The following is an 18,697-nucleotide window of genomic DNA, read 5'->3' as shown; positions in this document are numbered from 1 at the left end:
GGTCAGATTTCACTTACTTGGCTAAGGAGAGGGCATGACCGCTACCGCCTTGCCCGCCTTGGATTCAGAAGCCCGCGCCTGGCGCCTCACCCTCATCGCGGTGGGCCTTTTGACAATCGTCCGGGTTCTGGCGATTTTTTCGACACCGCTGGAGTTGTACCCGGACGAAGCCCAATACTGGCTTTGGTCGCGCACCCTGGACTTCGGCTACTACTCCAAGCCGCCGATGGTCGCGTGGGTGATCTGGCTGACCACTCAGATCGGCGGCGACGCCGAGGCCTGGCTGCGGGTGGGCGCGCCGCTGCTGCACGGCGCCACGGCCCTGGTGCTGCATCGCATCGCCCGCAGGCTCTATGGCGGCTGGACCGGCCTGGCGGCCGCGGCGGTCTATGCCCTGATGCCGGGCGTGGCCCTGTCGTCGGCGGTGATCGGCACCGACGCGCCGCTGTTGTTCTTCCTGGCTCTGACGATCTGGGCCTATGTCTCGCTGCCGGCCGCTGAAGCCGGTCGCAAGCGCCTGCTGGTCGCGGCGGGCCTGGGCGCGGCGCTGGGCCTGGCCTTCCTGTCGAAGTACGCGGCGGTCTATGTGCTGGCCAGCATCGGCGCGCACCTGGCCCTGTCGCGCGAGGCCCGCAAGGTCTGGACCTGGCCGATGGCCCTGGCCTTCTTCGGCGTACTGATCGCCGTCTTCGCTCCGAATGTGATCTGGAACGCCGCCCACAAGTTCGCCACGGTCGAGCACACCGCCGCCAACGCCAACTGGGGCTCGCACTCGCTGTTCAACCCGCGTGAGCTGGTCGAGTTCGTCGGCTCGCAGTTCGGGGTGTTCGGCCCCCTGCCCTTCGGCGTGCTGCTGGGCGGCGGGATCGTGCTGGCGGTGCGCCGCAAGCTGGCGCCGGCCGACGTGCTGCTGCTGTGCTTTGCTTTGCCCCCCCTGCTGACCGTGGCCGGCCAGGCCTTCGTCAGCCGCGCCAACGCCAACTGGGCGGCCGCCGCCTATGTCGCCGGCTCGGTGCTGGCGGCCGGCTGGATGATGCGCTGGGGCGCCCGCAAATGGCTGATCGCGGGCCTGGCCGTTCAGGGCGTGTTCGCGGGCCTGTTCCTGGCCTGCCTGACCAACCCGCGCCTGGCCGACAACATCGGCCTGTCCAACAGCTTCAAGCGGGTGCGCGGCTGGGACCAGACGGTGCAGGCGATCATCGACCGGGCCCGCGAGGAGCAGGCCGGCGTCGGCGTGACCGCCGTGGCCGTGGACGACCGCTTCCTGTTCAACGTGGCGGCCTATTACGGCCGCGACTACTGGGGCACGTTCGGCGCCCCGCCGCTGCGTATCTGGGTGCACGAGGCCCATCCGCAGAACCAGGCCGAGACCGAGGCCCCGCTGACGCCCGAGTATGGCCGCCGGGCGCTGGTCGCCAGCCTGGAGGGGGTCTACCGATCCAAGATCGAGCAGGACTTCAAGGCCCATTCGGGCGACGAGATCGTCCGCGTGCGGCTGGACGCCAAGCGCAACCGGCGGACGGACCTGTTCATCGCCGAGGGCTTTGCGCCCGTGCCCCGCGATCCGAAGACGGGGCTGCCCCCGGATCCGGAGAACGGCGGGTCGACGGCGCGGTAAGCTCCTCCCCCGTTGCCCGGGGGAGGAGATGCACGCCGAGACGAGAACGCCGCGAAAGCCGATCAGCTTTCGCGGCGTCCTGCTTTTGAAAAACCCTCATCCGTCGGCTTTCGCCGACACCTTCTCCCGCAAGGGGAGAAGGAAAAGGCCTCAGTCCTTCATCCGCCAGGTGGCGCCGGTCGGGCTGTCCATGACCACCACGCCCAAGGCGTCGAGTTCGCCGCGGATGGCGTCGGCGGCGGTCCAGTCCTTGGCGGCGCGGGCGGCGACGCGGCGGGCCAGCAGGTCTTCGACCTGGGCCTTCAGCTCGTCGGAGGCGTCGCCTTCGAACCAGCTGTCGGGATCGGCCTGCAGGAAGCCCATCAGGGCGCCGGCCTCGAGCAGGCGCGACTTGTGGATCGCCACCTCGGTCAGGTCGCCGGCGGTGACGGCCTTCTCGATGGCGCTGGAAACCTCGAACAGCTTGGCCACGGCGGCCGGGGTGTTGAGGTCGTCGCACAGGGCGTCCATCACCTCCTGCGGGGCCTCGACGGCCTGGTCGGGAACGACGTCCTTGGCGCGGCGCAGGGCGCCGTAGAGGCGGTCCAGCGACTTGCGGCTCTGTTCCAGCAGCTCGGGCGTCCAGTCCAGCGGCTGGCGGTAGTGAGCGCTCAGCAGGGCCCAGCGCACCACCTCGCCCGGCGTGGTCTTGACCAGCTCGTGCGGGATGATGACGTTGCCCAGGCTCTTGGACATCTTCTCGCCGGCCATGTCGAGGAAGCCGTTGTGCATCCAGTAGCGGGCGTAGGTCGGCAGGCCGTGGGCGCAGCGCCCTTGCGCCACCTCGTTCTCATGGTGGGGGAATTGCAGGTCGATGCCGCCGGCGTGGATGTCGATCGGCAGGCCTAGCTGCTTGTCGATCATCGCCGAGCACTCGATGTGCCAGCCGGGACGGCCCGCGCCCCAGGGGCTTTCCCACTCCGGCTCGTTCTCCTTGGACGGCTTCCACAGCACGAAATCGGCCGGGTGGCGCTTGTAGGGCGCGACCTCGACGCGGGCGCCGGCGATCATCTCGTCGAGCGGCCGGCCGGAAAGCTGGCCGTAGTCGGGGAAGCTCTGGGTGTCGAACAGCACGTGGCCGTCGGCGGCGTAGGCCGAGCCATTGTCGACCAGCTTGCCGATCATCTCGACGATGGCGCCGATGTGGTCGGTGGCCTTGGGCTCCAGCGTCGGGCGAAGCGCGCCCAGCGCATCGGCGTCCTGGTGGTAGGCGGCGAGATAGCGGTCGGTGATGACCTTGATCTCGACGCCCTCGTCGGCGGCCTTCTTGTTGATCTTGTCGTCGACGTCGGTGACGTTGCGCGCATAGACCACCGCCTCGTCGCCGAATTCGTGGCGCAGCAGGCGGAACAGCACGTCGAAGGCCACCACCGGACGGAAGTTGCCGATGTGTGCGTAGCCGTAGACCGTCGGTCCACAGACATACATCGTCACCCGGTCACGATCGGCGGGAACGAAGTCGCGCTTCTCGCGCGCCATGGTGTCGTAGAGCGTGATGGTCATGAAAAGTCGGTCGCCTTGACGCAGCGGAAGGGTGTTGTCGGAACGAAAAACCGGACCCATATAGCGAGGTGCGCGCCTTCGAACCACGTCTTTAACGACGGGAGGGGCGCGCCCTTTAACGGGTGGCACGCGTAATTCCAGGGCGACAGGCGTCCTGGCGCAACTCAGCCCGTGGAAAGAAACCCCGCGAAAACATGGACGCCCTGACCCGCGAGCGAACCCTGATCGGCTCTGACGACACCGGTCTTGATCTTGAACCCGCCCAGCGCCCCACCCGCGACGAAGCCATGGCCGCCGTGCGCACGCTGCTGGCCTGGGCCGGCGACAACCCCGACCGCGAAGGCCTGCTCGACACGCCCCAGCGCGTGGTCGACGCCTATGGCGAGTGGTTCGCCGGCTATGACGGCGACCCGGCCAAGGAACTGTCGCGCACTTTCGAGGACGTGCAGGGCTATGACGACATGGTCATGCTGCGCGGTATCGACGTGCAGAGCCACTGCGAGCACCACATGGCGCCGTTCCTGGGCAAGGCCTGGGTGGCCTACATGCCCACCGGCAAGGTCGTGGGCCTGTCGAAGCTGGCGCGCCTGGTCGAGATCTACGCCAAGCGCCTGCAGACCCAGGAAACCATGACCATGCAGGTCGCCGACGCCATCGAGGACCACCTCTCGGCCGCCGGCGTGGCCGTACTGATCGACGCCGAGCACCAGTGCATGTCGACCCGCGGCGTGCACCACCACGACGTCTCGACCATCACCACCCAGTTCCGCGGCGTGTTCAAGACCGACAAGGTCCTGCAGCAGCGGTTCATGGACCTGGTGCGGAAGTAGGCCGCAAAGATGCTCCCCCTCCGGGGGAGCTGTCGCGAAGCGACTGAGGGGGTTTCATGGCCAATGCCGCGCTACCCCCTCCGGCCCTCTGGGCCACCTCCCCCAAAGGGGGAGGATCCGGCGTTTAACCCCGCTCGTGCTCCGAAAGCGCCGCCTCGCCGGCCCGGGTGATCACCCAGCCGGTGCGGCCGCGTTCGGCCAGCCCCTGGTCGGTCAGGGCCCGAGCGTCGGAGATGTTGATCCAGTCGACGTCGTGGCCGAGCTTCTTGCGCGCCAGGTTGCGCAGGGCGGCGACGTGGTGGGGCGGCAGGCCCATCTATTGTCCTCCCGACAGGGGATTGGGCGCCGTGACGGCGCGCACGGCCAGGCGGCTCAGATGCTGCTGCAGCCGCAAAACCTCGCTGGCCAGATCCGAGGCCTCGGCTTGCAGCTGGGCGTTCCGACGCTTGAGATACTCGTTCTCGCGTCGCAACTGGTCGAGATCGTCGCTCACCGCTCGCCTCCATGACCGTCGTAGGGCGTGGCCGTACAGCGGGCCAGCCAGCCGCGGCCGCCCTCACGACTGAGATGCACCACGGTGAAGTCCTGGATGCCGTCTGGGGAACCCAGCGTGTAGACGTCGCCGATAACTGGCGGCGTCGCCAGCTTGCCCCCGATGGTCACGTTCAGCGCCTCGTCACGCCAGCCGTAGGTCAGCTCGTAGTCGTGACGGCCGAAAGGCGAACGACGTGGAGGATCACGATCGGTCATGAGGCGCCGGCGAGTTGGAGGAAGCCTTGGCATCGACGTCGGCCAGATTGCGGTCGACATGGTCGCGCAGCCCGGCCTCCATCGTTCTGGCCGCCTCGCCGCCGCCAGGGCGCACCGGCTTGGCGAAGGCCGCCGCGAAGGCCCGATGGACCAGCAGGCCGGCTGCGTTGACGTCGGGCTGGAGCCTGACCGCGTAGCGGCGCAGGGCGTCGGAGAGCCTCAGCAGGCGCAGGTCGCGCGCCAGGCGCGGCGGGCGTTCGTCGATGGTCTTGAGACGGGCCATAAAAATCCTCCAGGCGCGTCGCAGGCGTCGTCGCGCCCCCGACAACGGGGGGTTTCGCGCCGAACGTCGGCGGCGATGAACAGAAACGGATGGGATCGACAAATCGCCGAGCAGGTCGAGGGCGTCGCGAACGAGCCTCGTCTAGCGCTCTCCGGCGCATGACCCTTTATACCACGTCCAGGCCGCCCCCGCCGAAGTTTCTCCGGCGATCAGGCCGCCGCCCGGATGCCTTCGCGCAGGCGTTCGACACAGGCGTCGAGGGGGCGGTGGACGAGGCTGACCAGCACGAAGCTGATGGTCATCAGCAGGTACCAGGCGCCCAGCTTCTCGATCGGCACCATGTGCCAACCCTCGCGCTGGCTGGGATAGATCCAGGCCCCGGCGGCGGTGCCGAGGTTCTCGGCCAGCCAGATGAACAGCGCCACCAGCATCAGGCCCAGCAGCATCGGCATACGGCGCTGCACGCGGTCGGGCGTGAACACGAACCAGGTGCGGCCGAACAAAAGGGCCGACAGGGCGAACAGCCCCAGCCGCATGTCGGTGACATAGTGGTGGGTGAAGAAATTCAGATAGATCAGCACCGCCAGGACGTGGGCGCTCCAGAACGGCGGGTAGCGGATGAAGGTGATGTCGAACAATCGCCAGATACGGGCGATGTAGCTGCCGACGCAGGCGTACATGAAGCCGGTGAACAGCGGCACGTCGCCGATCCGCAGGACGCTGGCCTCGGGATAGATCCAAGAGCCGTGGGCGGTCTTGAAGATCTCCATGGCCGTGCCGACCAGGTGGAAGATCAGGATCACCGCCGCCTCGTCCCAGCGCTCCAGCTTGAGCAGGATCAGCATCGCCTGGATGGCGACCGAGGCGATGACGAGGAAGTCGTAGCGGGCCAGGGCCGCGTCGTGCGGCCAGAACAGGTAGGTGCCGACCAGCAGCACCAGCATCAGGCCGCCGAACAGGCAGGCCCAAGCTTGCTTCAGGCCGAACAGCAGGAACTCGTAGGCCCATTCGTTGGCCTTCGAGCGCTGCGCCCACGGACGCGCTTGGCGGTCCAGCGCCGCCACGCCATCCTTGATCCTGGACTTGAGGTCCATCGTCCCTGTCGTTCCCGTCCCCCGCCGGTGCGCGGAGGCTAGCCCAAACCAGGGGTGATGCGCCATATGTCTTTGATGACCAGCCAGATCTTCCCCTCCGCCCCCGACAAGCAGGCCCTGGAACGGGGCGTCGCCCTGGCCCCGCGTTTCGACGCCAATGGCCTGGTGGCGGCGGTGGCCCAGCATGCCGACACCGGCGAGATCCTGATGCTCGCCTGGATGAACGACGAGGCCCTGAAGCTGACGCTGGACACGGGCGTGGCCCACTACTTCAGCCGCTCGCGCAACGGCCTGTGGAAGAAGGGCGAGACCAGCGGCCAGCTGCAGATCGTCACCGAGGTTCGCATCGACTGCGACCAGGACGCCGTGGTCATCAAGGTGCGGCCGCAGGGCGACGGCGGGGCCTGCCACGTGGGCTTCCGCTCGTGCTTCTATCGGGTGTGGGAGAACGGCCAGCTGGTCGAGCGCGAGGAAGAGCACGTCCATGACCACACCTGAGGCCCTGCTGGCCTTCACCCTGGCCGCGTCCTTGCTGACCATCACCCCGGGTCTCGACACCGCCCTGGTGCTGCGCAGCGCAGCCACGGAAGGCCCGCGCCGGGCGGCGGCGGCGGCCATGGGCATCGGCATGGGCTGCCTGGTCTGGGGCATGGCCGCGGCCTTCGGGGCCGGGGCGCTGCTGACCGCCTCGGAACTGGCCTATACGGCGCTGAAATGGGCCGGCGCGGCCTACCTGGTCTGGATGGGCGCCAAGATGCTGTGGAAGCCGCGCGACCGCTTCGAGCCGGGCGCGGTGTCGCCCACCGGCGGCGGCCTGGCGGACTCGTTCCGGCGCGGGCTGTTCACCAACCTGCTCAATCCGAAGGTCGGGGTGTTCTACATCTCGTTCCTGCCGCAGTTCGTGCCGGCGGGCGCCAGCCCCGGCGTGTTCGGCACGATGCTGGCCGGGATCCACGTGCTGCTGGGCCTGGCCTGGGCCGGCCTCCTGATCGCCGCCACCGCGCCGCTGGCCGGCTTGCTGCGCGAGGCCGCCGTCGTGCGGTGGCTCGACCGCATCAGCGGCGGGGTGTTCATCGCGTTCGGGCTGAGGCTGGCGCTGGAGCGGCGGTAGCCACCATACTTCCCGTCATTCCCGCCCTTGTGGCGGGAAACCCTCTGTCAGCCGCAATGGCGGATGGGGCGGACTGCCGAGCAGTCCGCTTGCGCCTCACCTGCGAGCGGAACCAGGGGTTCCCGCCACAAGGGCGGGAATGACGGGAGATTTGAGGGGATTACCCTTCGCTGAGCGCCCCCACCCCGCCGCCGTCCGCCGGAGTGACCACGAAGGTCTTGAGCACGCTGGTGGTGTAGTCAGTCGACAGGATGGTCGACACCGCCACCAGCTGGCCGGTCGCGCGGCCCTTTTCCAGGGTCAGCAGGACGAAGCCCTTGGCGCTGGGGTGGGCGTACTTGACCTCGCGATTGCGCTGGACGAAGGCCTCGCCGATCGGGGCGCCGGGCATCAGGTCGCCGTAGCCGGGCGAGGTGATCGAGGTGGCGCCGAACTCGGCGGCGACGCGGGTGGAGCCGGCGTCGTCCCACAGCTCGTTGGCCCAGAACATGTGGCTGTCGCCGGCCAGCACGATCGGGGCGGCCTTGCTGGCCTTGAAGATGTCGTAGACCCGCTGGCGATCGACCGGATAGCCGTCCCAGGCGTCGAGGTTGGACGGGATGTCGAAGGCCGACATGGCCACGCTCTTGGCGACCCGGCCCCTGGCGTAGTCGGGCAGGGCTGCGACCATGGCGTCGAACTTCTCAGGCCCCATCGTGGCCTTGAGGTTGGGGGCGGCCACGCGGGCCATGACCACTTGGTTGCCCAGCACCTGCCAGGCGGTGCCGGCCTTGACCGAGGCGTCGACCTCGCGGGCCAGCCACTGCTCCTGGCCCTCGCCCATCATACGGCGGGCGGGATTCTTCCACTTGGCGACGAAGGCCTCGACCTGCGGCTTGCCGTCTGCGGTGAAGGCCAGGTCCTTGGCGTAGTCCAGCTGCTCGGTGCGGGCGGTGAGGCGGGTCTCGACCATCAGGAGGGTGGCGATGTCGCCGAACTGGAAGCGACGCCAGGCGGCTTCCGGCAGAGAGCCGGCCGAGGGCTCGCGGATCGGCATCCACTCGTAATAGGCCTTCAGGGCGGCGGCCTTGCGCGCGGCCCAGTCGCCTTCGCCTTTGTCCGGATCGTGGTTCTCGGCCCCGCCGACCCAGCTGTCGTTGGCGGTCTCGTGGTCGTCCCAGACCACGATCCACGGCGCGCGGGCGTGGGCGGCCTGCAGCATCGGGTCGGTCTTGTAGAGGGCGTGGCGGCGACGATAGTCGCCAAGGCTGACGATCTCGTGCAGCGGATCGGGCTGGCGCTGGGCGGCGACCGGCGAGTTCATGCCGTAGTCCTTGGGACCGCCGCCGTACTCGTAGATGTAGTCGCCCAGGTGCAGCACCGCATCGACGCGCGGCAGCCTGGCGATGGCGTCGTAGGCGGTGAAGTAGCCGTTCGGATAGAGCGAGCAGGAGGCCACGGCCAGGACCACGTCCTTCACCGAGCCCTGCGGCAGGGTGCGGGTGCGGCCGACGATGCCCTCGCCGACCGGCTTGCCGGCCTTCAGCGGGCGGAAGCGGAAGTAATAGTCCGTGCCCGGCTTCAGGCCCGTCGCGTCGACCTTGACCGTCCAGTCCCGGCCGGCGTCCGTCTGGGTCTGGCCCTGGGCGACGATGGTCTTGAAGCCTTCGTCGGTGGCCACCTCCCAGCGCAGGGCGACGGGAGCGGTGGCGCCCTCGGCCGAGACGCGGGTCCACAGGATCACCCGGTCGGCCAGCGGATCGCCCGAGGCCAGACCATGGGCGAAGGCGACCTCGCCCTCGAAGGTCTTGGGAACGGCGGCGGCGACCGGCGTAGCCGCGCCCGTGCCGAGCAGGGCCAGAAGCCCGCGACGATCGATCTTCATGCAACGCACTCCCCGACTGGACGCCCGCGACGTCTCGTCGGTCGCGTTAGCGTCGGCCCGCGACAACCTTATGACGCACAGGGTTATTCGGGGAGAGAAGATCCTCCGTCCCCATCCTCCCGTCATTCCCGCCCTTGTGGCGGGAACCTCTCGGTCAGCCGCTGGAGCAGATGGGGCGGCGTGCTCGGCACGCCGCTTGAACTTCACGTGTCAGCGGAACCAGGGGTTCCCGCCACAAGGGCGGGAATGACGAGAATTTATGAACGCCTCAAAGCCGTCGGCCCGCGATAGAGCCGCCGCCACACCCACTCCAGCGGGCCCATGGAAAAGCGATCCAGCCACCAGCGCGACCACAGCACCTGGGCGATCCACAGCGCGACGACGATCAGGGCCAGGGCCGGGCGGTCGAGGCGGGCGTAGAGGCCAAGGCCGCGGCCGCCGTAGAAGATCGCAGTCATGACCAGCGACTGGGCGATGTAGTTGGTGAAGGCCATCTGGCCGACGGGCGCCAGGACGGCGGGGATCTTGCGCCAGAACCCGGCCGAGCGCGCCGCCAGGGCCATCAGCCCGACATAGGCCAGGGTGGTGAGTGGCGCGGTGACCATCTGCAGCCCCTCGGCCAGGCGAAGGTCGCGCTCCTGCATGCCGTTCAGCACGAAGGCGAAATGCGGCCAGCCGACGAGGGCCAGCGCCGCAAGGCCGATGGCGATCAGCACGCCGTAGGTCCGCCCCGAGGCCGCCCCGGTGAACACGCCCTTCTTGTAGGCGCCCAGGCCGATCATCATCAGGGCGGTCGTCAGCAGGAAGATGATCGGCTCGTAGGGCAGGGTCTCCAGCCGCTCGCGGGCGTTGATGGCCAGAGACGACAGGAAATCGCCGCGATAGGCGGCGATGGCGGCGGCGCCGCGAACGGCCTCCTCGGCGGCGTCTCCCATGACCTCGGCCGGCGGCGTCGAGGCCAGCAGGCCAAGGCCCAGGAGGGTGACCAGCGAGAAGGCGACCCACAGGCCGATCCCCCAGGACAGCAACTTGCGGGCCGGCCACGAACGGGCCTGGGCCACGGCGAAGCCTGCCAGGGCGTAGCTCAACAGCACGTCGCCCCACCAGATCGCGAAACCGTGGACGATCCCGAACACCAGAAGCCAGCCCAGGCGCCGATACAGCACCCCGCCCTTGCCGCTCCCTCCTTTCGAAGCGGACCCCTTCTCGCCCCCGACCAGGAACATCGAGATGCCGAACAGCATCGAGAACAGGGTGACGAACTTGCGCTGGAACAGCCACTGGGTGACCAGCCACACCGACATGGTCTCGGCCCCCGCCCCGAACGGCCAGGCCCGGACGCTGTCGCTGAGCTCCATCGGAAACGCGAAGCCCGGCGCATTGCACAGAAGGATGCCCAGCACGCCCAGCCCCCGCAGGGCGTCGAGCAGGATGATGCGGTCTTTGTCAGCGGCCATGGATCCCCCGGGAATCGGCGGGATGGTGACCTGCGTCGCGGGCGGCGGGTAGCCCCCCGTTCTTCCTTCCCCCTTGATGGGGGAAGGGTCGGGGATGGGGGTGGTTGCTGATTTGGACGAGGCCAAGCGTCCGCCGTCGTACTCACCCCCACCCCTGCCCCTCCCCCTCCCCCATCAAGGGGGAGGGGTGGAGTTTTACCCCTGCACCGACAGCTCGCGCAGCGCCGCGTTGGCGATGGTGAGCTTGGCGAAGGTCCAGCCGCCGCCGGCCTGCTCGATGTCTTCAACCGTGCGCTTGGCGGCCTTGACGCGGTCGGCGCGCAGGGCGGCCCAGGAAGCCACCGCGGCCTTGGCCGAGCTTTCGTCATCGCCGGCCTGGGCGTTGGCGGCGAACTTCAGCACCGCCTGGGTGATGGCGGCCTGTTCGAACAGCAGGTCCTCGATCAGGCGACGGACGGCCAGGCGCTCGAAGCTGTCGCCGCCGACGAACTGGCCGGCCGCCCAGCGCAGGCGGTCGAAGCCCAGCGCCGCGCCGACCTGGTGATAGAGGCGGGCGACGTTCTCGACCGACCAGCTGGACGCGTTGCCCAGGTCGACGAGGTCGGCGGCCGTGGTCACCGGCTGCAGGGCCGCGACCGCTTCTGCGAGTTGCTGCGGGGCGCCGTCGGCGACATAGGCCTTGGCGCGCTTGGCCGTGGTCTTCTGCTCGAAGCTCGACAGGATGGCCGGGGTGAGACCCTTCAGGGCCGCCACCGACGAGCCATAGGCCTCGACCAGCTGCTGGACGCTGGACTTGTCGCGGAAGGCCCGGCGGGCCAGCCAGAAGGTCAGGCTGCGCAGCGCATAGGCCAGCGCCTTGTAAAGCGCGGTCTGGCCCTCGGCCTCGGCCTTGTTGTCCAGCGCCGAGACCTGGTCCCACAGGGCGTCGACGCCCAGGATCTGGCGGGCGGCGGCGAAGCCGACCACCAGGGCCTCGACGTCGCAGCCGGCGGCGGCCTTCAGGCGGCTCGGGAAGGTCGGGCCGCACATGTTGACCATCTGGTTGCCGACCACCGTGGCGATGATCTCGCGCTTCAGGCGGTGCTTCTGCATGGCGTCGGCGTACTTATCGAGCGCCTTGGGGAAGTAGCCGCGCAGGGTGGCTTCGAACCAGGGATCGTCCGGCGCGCGCGAGGCGATGATGTCGTCGAACAGGTCGAGCTTGCCGTAGGCCAGCAGCACGGCCAGTTCAGGACGGGTCAGGCCCTTCTTGGCCTGGGCGCGGTCGGCCAGCACGGCGGCCTCGGGCAGGCCCTCGACCTTGCGGTCCAGGCGGCCGCGGGCCTCCAGCTCGCTCATGAAGCGGGCGTGGGCCTCGAGTTCCTCGGCGCTGTCGCTTTCCAGCAGGGTCAGCGCCAGGGTCTGGTCGTAGTTGTGCTCCAGCACGTGATGGGCCACGTCGTCGGTCATCGAGGCCAGCAGCGTGTTGCGGTCCGGTCGGGTCAGCTCGCCCGAACGTTCCAGCAGGCCCGTGAGGATCTTGATGTTGACCTCGTGGTCGGAGCTGTCGACGCCGGCGCTGTTGTCGATGGCGTCGGTGTTGAGATGCCCGGCGGCCTGCGCGAACTCGATGCGGCCGGCCTGGGTGAGGCCAAGGTTCGCGCCCTCGCCCACCACCTTGACCCGCAGGTCGGCGCCGTTGACGCGGATGGCGTCGTTGGCCTTGTCGCCGGCCTCGGCGTTGGTCTCGCCCTTGGCCTTCACATAGGTGCCGATGCCGCCGAGATAGAGCAGCTCGGCGCGCGACTTAAGGATCGCGGTCATCAGCTCGGCCGGCGAGACGCTGGCGGCCTTCAGGTCCAGCATGGCCTGGACCTCGGGCGACAGCGGGATCTCCTTCTGGTTCCGCGGCACGATGGCGCCGCCCTTGGAGAGCTTGCTGGCGTCATAGTCGGCCCAGGACGAGCGCGGCAGCTTGAACATGCGGTCGCGTTCGGCCCACGAGACGGCCGGATCCGGATCGGGATCGAGGAAGATGTGACGGTGGTCGAAGGCGGCCAGCAGCTTGGTCTGCTTGGACAGCAGCATGCCGTTGCCGAACACGTCGCCCGACATGTCGCCCACGCCGACCACGGTGAAGGGCTCGGCCTGGATGTCCTTGCCCAGTTCGCGGAAGTGGCGCTTGACCGCTTCCCAGGCGCCGCGGGCGGTGATGCCCATGACCTTGTGGTCGTAGCCGACCGACCCGCCCGACGCGAAGGCGTCGCCCAGCCAGAAGCCGTAGCTTTCCGCCAGGCCGTTGGCGATGTCGGAGAAGGTGGCCGTGCCCTTGTCGGCGGCGACGACCAGGTAGGGATCCTCACCGTCGTGGACGACCACGGCCGGCGGGGCGATCACCTGGTTGTCGGCGTCGATGTTGTCGGTGATGTCCAGAAGGCCCGACAGGAAGGTCTTGTAGGCGCGGATGGCTTCGGCCTGGATCGCGTCGCGGTCGCCGCCGCGCGGCAGCTGCTTGGGATAGAAGCCGCCCTTCGAGCCGACCGGCACGATGACCGCGTTCTTGACCTGCTGGGCCTTCACCAGGCCGAGCACTTCGGTGCGGAAATCGTCGCGACGGTCGGACCAGCGCAGGCCGCCGCGGGCGACGGGGCCAAAGCGCAGGTGCACGCCCTCGACGTGCGGGGCCGAGACGAAGATCTCGCGATAGGGCTTGGGCGCCGGCAGGTCGGCCAGTTCGCGCGAGGCGATCTTGAAGCTGATGTGCGGCTTGGCGGCCCCATCCTCGCCGGCCTGGTAGAAGTTGGTGCGCTGGATGGCGCCGACGAGGGCGGCGATGCGGCGCAGGGCTCGGTCGGCGTCGAGGCTTTCGACCGCCTGCAGGGCCTCGGTGATCTTGTCGGCGACGGCGGCGGCCTGCTCCTTGCGCGCGGCGAGGTCGGCGGCGATGGCCGGGTCGAACTTGATGCGGAAGAGATCCAGGATCAGGCGCGCGACGCCCGGATTGTCGGCCAGGGCGGCCTCTTGCACCGCCTGCGACGGGTCCAGTCCCGTCTGCTGGCGATAGCGGGCCAGGGCGCGCACCAGGGCGGCCTCGCGCCAGTCGACGCCGAGCTCCAGCACCAAGCGGTTGAAGCCGTCGCTTTCGGCGCGGCCCGTCCAGATGGCGACGAAGGCGGCCTCGAAGGCCGACTTGATGTCGGCGAAGGACAGATGCTCGCCCTGCTCGTCGCGCAGCACGAACTCGTGCACCCAGGTCGGGGCCTTGAGGCCGTCGATGGTCGGCTTCAGCTTGAAGCCGTCCTCGATCAGGGCTTTGAGGCCCATGTGCTCGAGGATCGGCAGCACGTCGGCCAGCGGCGCGGCCGCGCCCGGACGATAGAGCTTGAAGCGGAAGGTCATGGCGTCGTCGCCGTCGCGGCGGAAGGCCCGCACGCGCACGGCCTCGCCGGCCTTCAGGTCGTCGACGACGGCGATGTCTGCCAGGGCCTCGGGCGCGTCGTACTGGTCACGGTAGCCGGGCGGGAAGGCGCCGGCCCAGCGGGCCAGGGTGTCGACCACCGGGCGGGTGGCGCCGCGCTCGCGGACGATGGCCTCGAAGCGGTCGTCCCAGGTGCGGGTGGTCTCGGCGATGGCCGCTTCCAGCGCGGCCAGGTCCGGCTCGGGATGCACGCCCGGCTTGACGCCGAGGATGTAGTGCACCCGGGCCAGGGGCGCGTCCGAGAAGCTGGGATAATAGGCCGAGACGCGGCCGTCGAAGGCCTGGCTGAGCAGGTCGCCGGCCCGCTGGCGCACGCCGGAGTCATAGCGCTCGCGCGGGACGAACAGCAGGGCCGAGATGAAACGGTCGAACGGGTCGCGGCGGGTGAACAGGCGCACGCGCGGGCGGTCGTAGAGGTGCAGCACGCCGAGCGCCATGGAGAGCAGGTCGCCCTCCTCGATCTGGAACAGCTCGTCGCGCGGCCAGGTCTCGAGGATATTGCGCAGGCGCTTGCCGTTGTGGCTGTCGGGATCCTTGCCGGCCTTGTCCAGCACATGCTCGACCTTGCGGCGGATCAGCGGCACCTCGTGGGCCGGGGTCTCGTAGGCCTCGGCGGTGAACAGGCCGACGAACCGGACCTCGCCCGAGGGCTTGCCGTCGGCGCCGTAGCGGCGCACGCCGACATAGTCCATGTAGCCGCGGCGGTGGACCTTGGAGCGCAGGTTCGACTTGGCCACGACCAGCGGGGCGCCCAGCAACAGGTGGTCGCGCACCTGCGGCGACAGGATCGCCGGCTCGCTCTCGCGGCGCAGGACGGTGCGGGTCTGGTCGCGCAGGACGCCCAGGCTGCCTTCGGGCTGGTAGAGCGGCTCTTCGGCCGCGTAGCCGCCGTCGGCGGTGCGGGGATATTCGTAGACGCGCGCGCCCAGGAACACGAAGTGGTCGCCTTCCAGCCAGTCGAGGAAGTCGACGCCCTCGGCGCGCTCCTCGGCGGGGAGTTCGACCTGGGCGCCGCGCAGCTCTTCGATCGTGCGGCGCATCAGGGCGCGCATGGCGTCGAAGTCGTCGACGGCGCGGTGGGCGTCGGCCAGGGCGTCGCGGACGGCGATCAGCAGGGCCTCTTCGCGGTCGGCGCCGACGGGCTCGAGCCACACCTGGATCAGCGAGCGGCGCTGGCCGGCGAGTTCGACCATCGGGTGGAACATGGCGCGGACCGAGAAGCCGGTCTCGGCGATGGCGCCCATGATCGAATCGACGAGGAAGGGACGGTCGGGCTGGACGATCTCGAGGACGTCGCCGCCCTTGGCGGTGCGCACGCGCAGGGCCAGGGCCTCGTTGGCCGAGCCTTCGGCGAAACGGTAGAGGGCGGCCAGCTCGGCGGCCACGTCGCCGGCTTCGACGCCGGGTAGTTCCTCGGCCGACCAGTCTTCGGACGCCAGCGCCGCGAACTGCGCCTGGGCAGGGGTGAGCGCACCGCCGAAAGCCGTTTCCAGAGCCGCGCTCAGAGCCGTGCCCTGGGCGCTGAACGCCTGTTGGTTCGCCTTGCGGTCACTATCGCCGACCATGGGATTTCCTCGCGAATTTTTGGCGACAACCTAGCCCTTTCCCGTGCGCGTTCAACCGACACGCCCGAGAACCGAACAATATTTTGCCTAAACTGCTGAATTCCGAAGGAAGCGCCACCCACATTTCTATCCGGGCGTCCTGGCCGTGGATTGTTCGGAAACGCTGCTCCGGACACGGAAGCGCCGCCGGTGGGGGGAGACCGGCGGCGCAGGCCCGCCTTGGGGGGCGGCGGGCGTTTTCCGCGTTCGACGCGCCAGGTAAAGCAGGCCGGCGTCGCGCGGGACCGGGATTGGGGGGCTCCCGGTACCAGACCTAGATAGGAGCGCTCCCAAGAAATTTAAGCCCCTTTTTTCGAACTTGGCTTTTTTCTCGCATTTCCCTGTTTGGCGACCCCCGCCGGGCCGTGTCCGGTGGCCCGCTCGCTGGTCGGATCGCCGTCTTCCGACAGCAGGATGGCGATCCAGCGGGTGCCGTCGAACTGGGCCAGGATCAGCATCAGGGCCACGGTCAGGGGCGTGGACAGGAACATGCCGATGCCGCCCCACAGCGCGCCCCAGACGGCCAGCGACAGCAGCACGACGGTGGGGTCCATGTTCAGGCTGTCGCCCTGCATGCGCGGCAGTACGACATTGCCGACCACGAAGAAGATCACCTGCAGCGACCCGGCCAGGATCAGGGCCGGCAGCAGGCTGTGGGGGAACTGCACCAGAGCAAACAGCGGCGGCAGGATGCAGCCGATGGCCCCACCGATGATCGGGATGTAGGCGGCGATGAAGATCAGGAAGGCCCAGAAGAAGGCGTTGTCGAGCCCGACCAGGGCCATCACCGCCCAGGCGGCCACGGCGATCATCAGGCCGGTGACGGTCTGGATCCACAGGTACTGCTCGACCCCGTTGCGGATGCGCTGGAACAGCGCCACCGACTGGTCGCGCTCGGCGTGGTGCGGGAACAGGGCGACGATCTTGCGCGAGAAGCCCCGGCGCGAGGCGATGATGAAGCCCAGATAGATCAGCACCAGCACGGCGTTGGAGGCGAAGTTCTGCAGGCTGCCGGCGATCGCGCCGACATACTGCTGCGGATTGAGCTGGGCGATCAGGTCGTCGAGCGTGGGGGCGACACGCACCCCCACCAGGCCGGCTATCTTGGCGATCACCTCGTTGAGGCGCGGGGCGTAGGCCTTGGCCTGGCCCACGAAGCCCGCGCCGTTCTCGACGACGATCCACACCGAGCCGCCGAACAGCAGGAGCGACAGCACGATGGCCGTCGGCAGGGCCAGCTTCTGCGGGAACTTGGGCACCCGCACCGTCAGCACGCGGGCGAAGCTGTCGATCATTACGGCCAGGAAGATGGCCAGGACCAGCGGCGTGAGGATGCCGCGCATGTAGTAGAGGGCCGCGCCGGCCGCGACCACCGCCAGGAAGACGACGGCGTTTCGGCTGGTGATCGAGGGCGTGAAGGTCGTCATCGACGGGAATCTCTGTTCGCGTAAGTCTTGGGGACCATTGTTCAGCCCAATTGGCGAAGGACAAGGCCGGAGCTAGGCTTAAGCCTCAATCATGTAGGGAAGTTGCGCATGACCCTGGCGATCGGCGAAGGCGAGATTCTGATCGGGCTCGGCGAAGGACCTGTCACTCAGCGGCTGGACCGCTCCAATCGCCACGGCGTGGTGGCCGGCGCCACCGGCACCGGCAAGACGGTGACGCTGCAGGTCATGGCCCAGGCCTTCGCCGACGCGGGCGTGCCGGTGTTCGCCGCCGACGTGAAGGGCGACCTGTCGGGCGTCGCCGCCCTGGGGACGCCCAACGAGAAGATGCAGGCCCGCGCCGCGTCGATGGACATCACCCTGACCCCGGCCGCGCCGCCGACCATCTTCTGGGACCTGTTCGGCGAGAAGGGCCACCCGATCCGCACGACCATCTCGGAGATGGGTCCGCTCTTGCTGTCGCGCCTCTTGGAACTGAACGACGTGCAGGAAGGGGTGCTGACCATCACCTTCCACGTCGCCGACCAGGACGGCCTGCTGCTGCTGGACCTGAAGGATCTCCAGGCGGCGCTGAAGTACGTGGCCGACAACGCCGCCGAGATCGGCACCCAGTACGGCAACGTCTCGGCCGCCACGGTCGGCGCGATCCAGCGCAAGCTGCTGACCCTGCAGACCCAAGGCGCCGAGCACTTCTTCGGCGAGCCGGCCCTGAACCTTTCCGACATCATGCGCACCGACGTGGCCGGGCGCGGCTATGTCAACGTGCTGGCTGCCGACAAGCTGATCCAGTCGCCCAAGCTCTATTCGACCTTCCTGCTGTGGCTGTTGTCGGAGCTGTTCGAAGAGCTGCCCGAGGTGGGCGATCCGGAAAAGCCCAAGCTCGTCTTCTTCTTCGACGAGGCGCACCTGCTGTTCAACGATGCGCCGAAACCCTTGCTCGAGAAGATCGAGCAGGTGGTGCGCCTGATCCGCTCCAAGGGCGTGGGCATCTATTTCGTCACCCAGAACCCGGCCGACATCCCCGACGCGGTGCTGGGCCAGCTGGGCGCGCGCGTCCAGCACGCCCTGCGCGCCTATACCCCCGCCGACCAGAAGGGGCTGAAGGCGGCGGCCCAGTCGTTCCGGGTCAATCCGGCCTTCGACACCGCCGAGACCATCCAGGCCCTGGGCGTGGGCGAGGCCCTGGTCTCGGTGCTCGACGCCAAGGGCGCGCCGTGCGTGGTGCAGAAGACCCTGATCCGCCCGCCGGCCTCGCGCCTGGGCCCGCTGACGCCGGAAGAACGCGCCGCCGCCATCGCCAAGAGCCCGGTGGCCGGCCTCTACGACACCGCCCAGGACCGCGCCTCGGCCTATGAGACCCTGCAGGGCCGCGCCGCCCAGGCCCAGAAGGACGCGGCGGCCGCCGCCAGCGCCGCCGAGGCCGAACGCCAGCGGGCGGCCGAGGAAAAGGTGCGCGAGCGCGAACGGGCCCGGGAAGAGCGCGAAGAGGCCCGCGCCTCTCGCCCCCGCGCCTCGTCCAACCGCCAGGGCATGGCCGAGACCTTCGCCAAGTCGCTGCTGCGGACCGTGGCCAGTCAGGCGGGCCGCGAGATCATGCGCGGTCTGCTGGGGGGTCTGAGCCGAAGGCGGTAGGCGTCCGGAA

15 protein-coding genes are annotated in these 18,697 nt (G+C 69.0%); 5 read left to right on the top strand and 10 right to left on the bottom strand.

The window, feature by feature from the left end; all coding sequences use genetic code 11:
- Nucleotides 1-34 precede the first annotated feature (34 nt).
- The gene (locus tag SGCZBJ_RS04885) at nucleotides 35-1,618 is read left to right on the top strand and encodes an ArnT family glycosyltransferase (protein ID WP_101716906.1); all 1,584 of its coding nucleotides are present in this window, start codon (nucleotides 35-37) and stop codon (nucleotides 1,616-1,618) included.
- Between the two features lie 150 nt (nucleotides 1,619-1,768).
- Here the strand turns inward: SGCZBJ_RS04885 and cysS are convergent, their stop codons facing one another.
- Nucleotides 1,769-3,160: a cysteine--tRNA ligase gene (gene cysS, locus SGCZBJ_RS04880; protein ID WP_101717244.1), complete on the bottom strand. Its 1,392-nt coding sequence runs from the start codon at nucleotides 3,158-3,160 to the stop codon at nucleotides 1,769-1,771.
- 194 nt (nucleotides 3,161-3,354) lie between these two features.
- Here cysS and folE point away from each other — a divergent pair, with 194 nt between their 5' ends.
- On the top strand, nucleotides 3,355-3,990 hold the full coding sequence (gene folE / locus SGCZBJ_RS04875; RefSeq protein ID WP_101716905.1) for a GTP cyclohydrolase I FolE: 636 nt from the start codon (nucleotides 3,355-3,357) through the stop codon (nucleotides 3,988-3,990).
- 124 nt (nucleotides 3,991-4,114) lie between these two features.
- On the opposite strand, the gene SGCZBJ_RS04870 is transcribed toward folE, so the two are convergent.
- From SGCZBJ_RS04870 to SGCZBJ_RS04855, 5 genes are all read right to left on the bottom strand, one after another.
- Nucleotides 4,115-4,306, bottom strand: a complete 192-nt coding sequence (locus SGCZBJ_RS04870) for a hypothetical protein (protein WP_101716904.1) — start codon at nucleotides 4,304-4,306, stop codon at nucleotides 4,115-4,117.
- Nucleotides 4,307-4,483, bottom strand: a complete 177-nt coding sequence (locus SGCZBJ_RS25570; protein ID WP_165799246.1) for a coiled-coil domain-containing protein — start codon at nucleotides 4,481-4,483, stop codon at nucleotides 4,307-4,309.
- Entirely contained in the window at nucleotides 4,480-4,740 is a 261-nt protein-coding gene (locus SGCZBJ_RS04865; protein ID WP_101716903.1) for a hypothetical protein, read from the bottom strand. The genes SGCZBJ_RS25570 and SGCZBJ_RS04865 overlap by 4 nt, the downstream gene beginning before the upstream one ends.
- The gene (locus tag SGCZBJ_RS04860) at nucleotides 4,727-5,023 is read right to left on the bottom strand and encodes a hypothetical protein (protein WP_101716902.1); all 297 of its coding nucleotides are present in this window, start codon (nucleotides 5,021-5,023) and stop codon (nucleotides 4,727-4,729) included. The genes SGCZBJ_RS04865 and SGCZBJ_RS04860 overlap by 14 nt, the downstream gene beginning before the upstream one ends.
- Before the next feature lie 209 nt (nucleotides 5,024-5,232).
- Nucleotides 5,233-6,117, bottom strand: a complete 885-nt coding sequence (locus SGCZBJ_RS04855; protein WP_101716901.1) for a DUF817 domain-containing protein — start codon at nucleotides 6,115-6,117, stop codon at nucleotides 5,233-5,235.
- Between the two features lie 75 nt (nucleotides 6,118-6,192).
- On the opposite strand from SGCZBJ_RS04855, the gene hisI reads away from it, so the two are divergent.
- Together hisI and SGCZBJ_RS04845 are read left to right on the top strand one after the other, a co-directional pair.
- Nucleotides 6,193-6,615, top strand: a complete 423-nt coding sequence (hisI, locus tag SGCZBJ_RS04850) for a phosphoribosyl-AMP cyclohydrolase (protein ID WP_101717243.1) — start codon at nucleotides 6,193-6,195, stop codon at nucleotides 6,613-6,615.
- The gene (locus SGCZBJ_RS04845) at nucleotides 6,602-7,228 is read left to right on the top strand and encodes a LysE family translocator (protein WP_101716900.1); all 627 of its coding nucleotides are present in this window, start codon (nucleotides 6,602-6,604) and stop codon (nucleotides 7,226-7,228) included. The genes hisI and SGCZBJ_RS04845 overlap by 14 nt, the downstream gene beginning before the upstream one ends.
- 160 nt (nucleotides 7,229-7,388) lie before the next feature.
- On the opposite strand, the gene SGCZBJ_RS04840 is transcribed toward SGCZBJ_RS04845, so the two are convergent.
- The 4 genes from SGCZBJ_RS04840 to SGCZBJ_RS04825 form a co-directional block, all read right to left on the bottom strand.
- A complete protein-coding gene (locus SGCZBJ_RS04840) occupies nucleotides 7,389-9,092 on the bottom strand; it encodes an alkaline phosphatase D family protein (protein ID WP_101716899.1) in 1,704 nt (567 codons plus the stop codon).
- Between the two features lie 257 nt (nucleotides 9,093-9,349).
- The gene (locus tag SGCZBJ_RS04835; RefSeq protein ID WP_101716898.1) at nucleotides 9,350-10,549 is read right to left on the bottom strand and encodes a DUF418 domain-containing protein; all 1,200 of its coding nucleotides are present in this window, start codon (nucleotides 10,547-10,549) and stop codon (nucleotides 9,350-9,352) included.
- Between the two features lie 195 nt (nucleotides 10,550-10,744).
- A complete protein-coding gene (locus tag SGCZBJ_RS04830; RefSeq protein ID WP_101716897.1) occupies nucleotides 10,745-15,571 on the bottom strand; it encodes an NAD-glutamate dehydrogenase in 4,827 nt (1,608 codons plus the stop codon).
- 338 nt (nucleotides 15,572-15,909) lie between these two features.
- Nucleotides 15,910-17,037, bottom strand: a complete 1,128-nt coding sequence (locus tag SGCZBJ_RS04825) for an AI-2E family transporter (protein ID WP_101716896.1) — start codon at nucleotides 17,035-17,037, stop codon at nucleotides 15,910-15,912.
- A gap of 108 nt (nucleotides 17,038-17,145) precedes the next feature.
- On the opposite strand from SGCZBJ_RS04825, the gene SGCZBJ_RS04820 reads away from it, so the two are divergent.
- Complete coding sequence (locus tag SGCZBJ_RS04820; RefSeq protein WP_101716895.1) at nucleotides 17,146-18,687, top strand: helicase HerA-like domain-containing protein; 1,542 nt, start codon at nucleotides 17,146-17,148, stop codon at nucleotides 18,685-18,687.
- Nucleotides 18,688-18,697: the final 10 nt, after the last annotated feature.

The sequence above is a fragment of the Caulobacter zeae genome (assembly GCF_002858925.1).
GTDB classification, from domain to species: domain Bacteria; phylum Pseudomonadota; class Alphaproteobacteria; order Caulobacterales; family Caulobacteraceae; genus Caulobacter; species Caulobacter zeae.
Note: the sequence above shows the minus strand (reverse complement) of the source record. Positions and strands in the feature narration are given on the sequence as shown.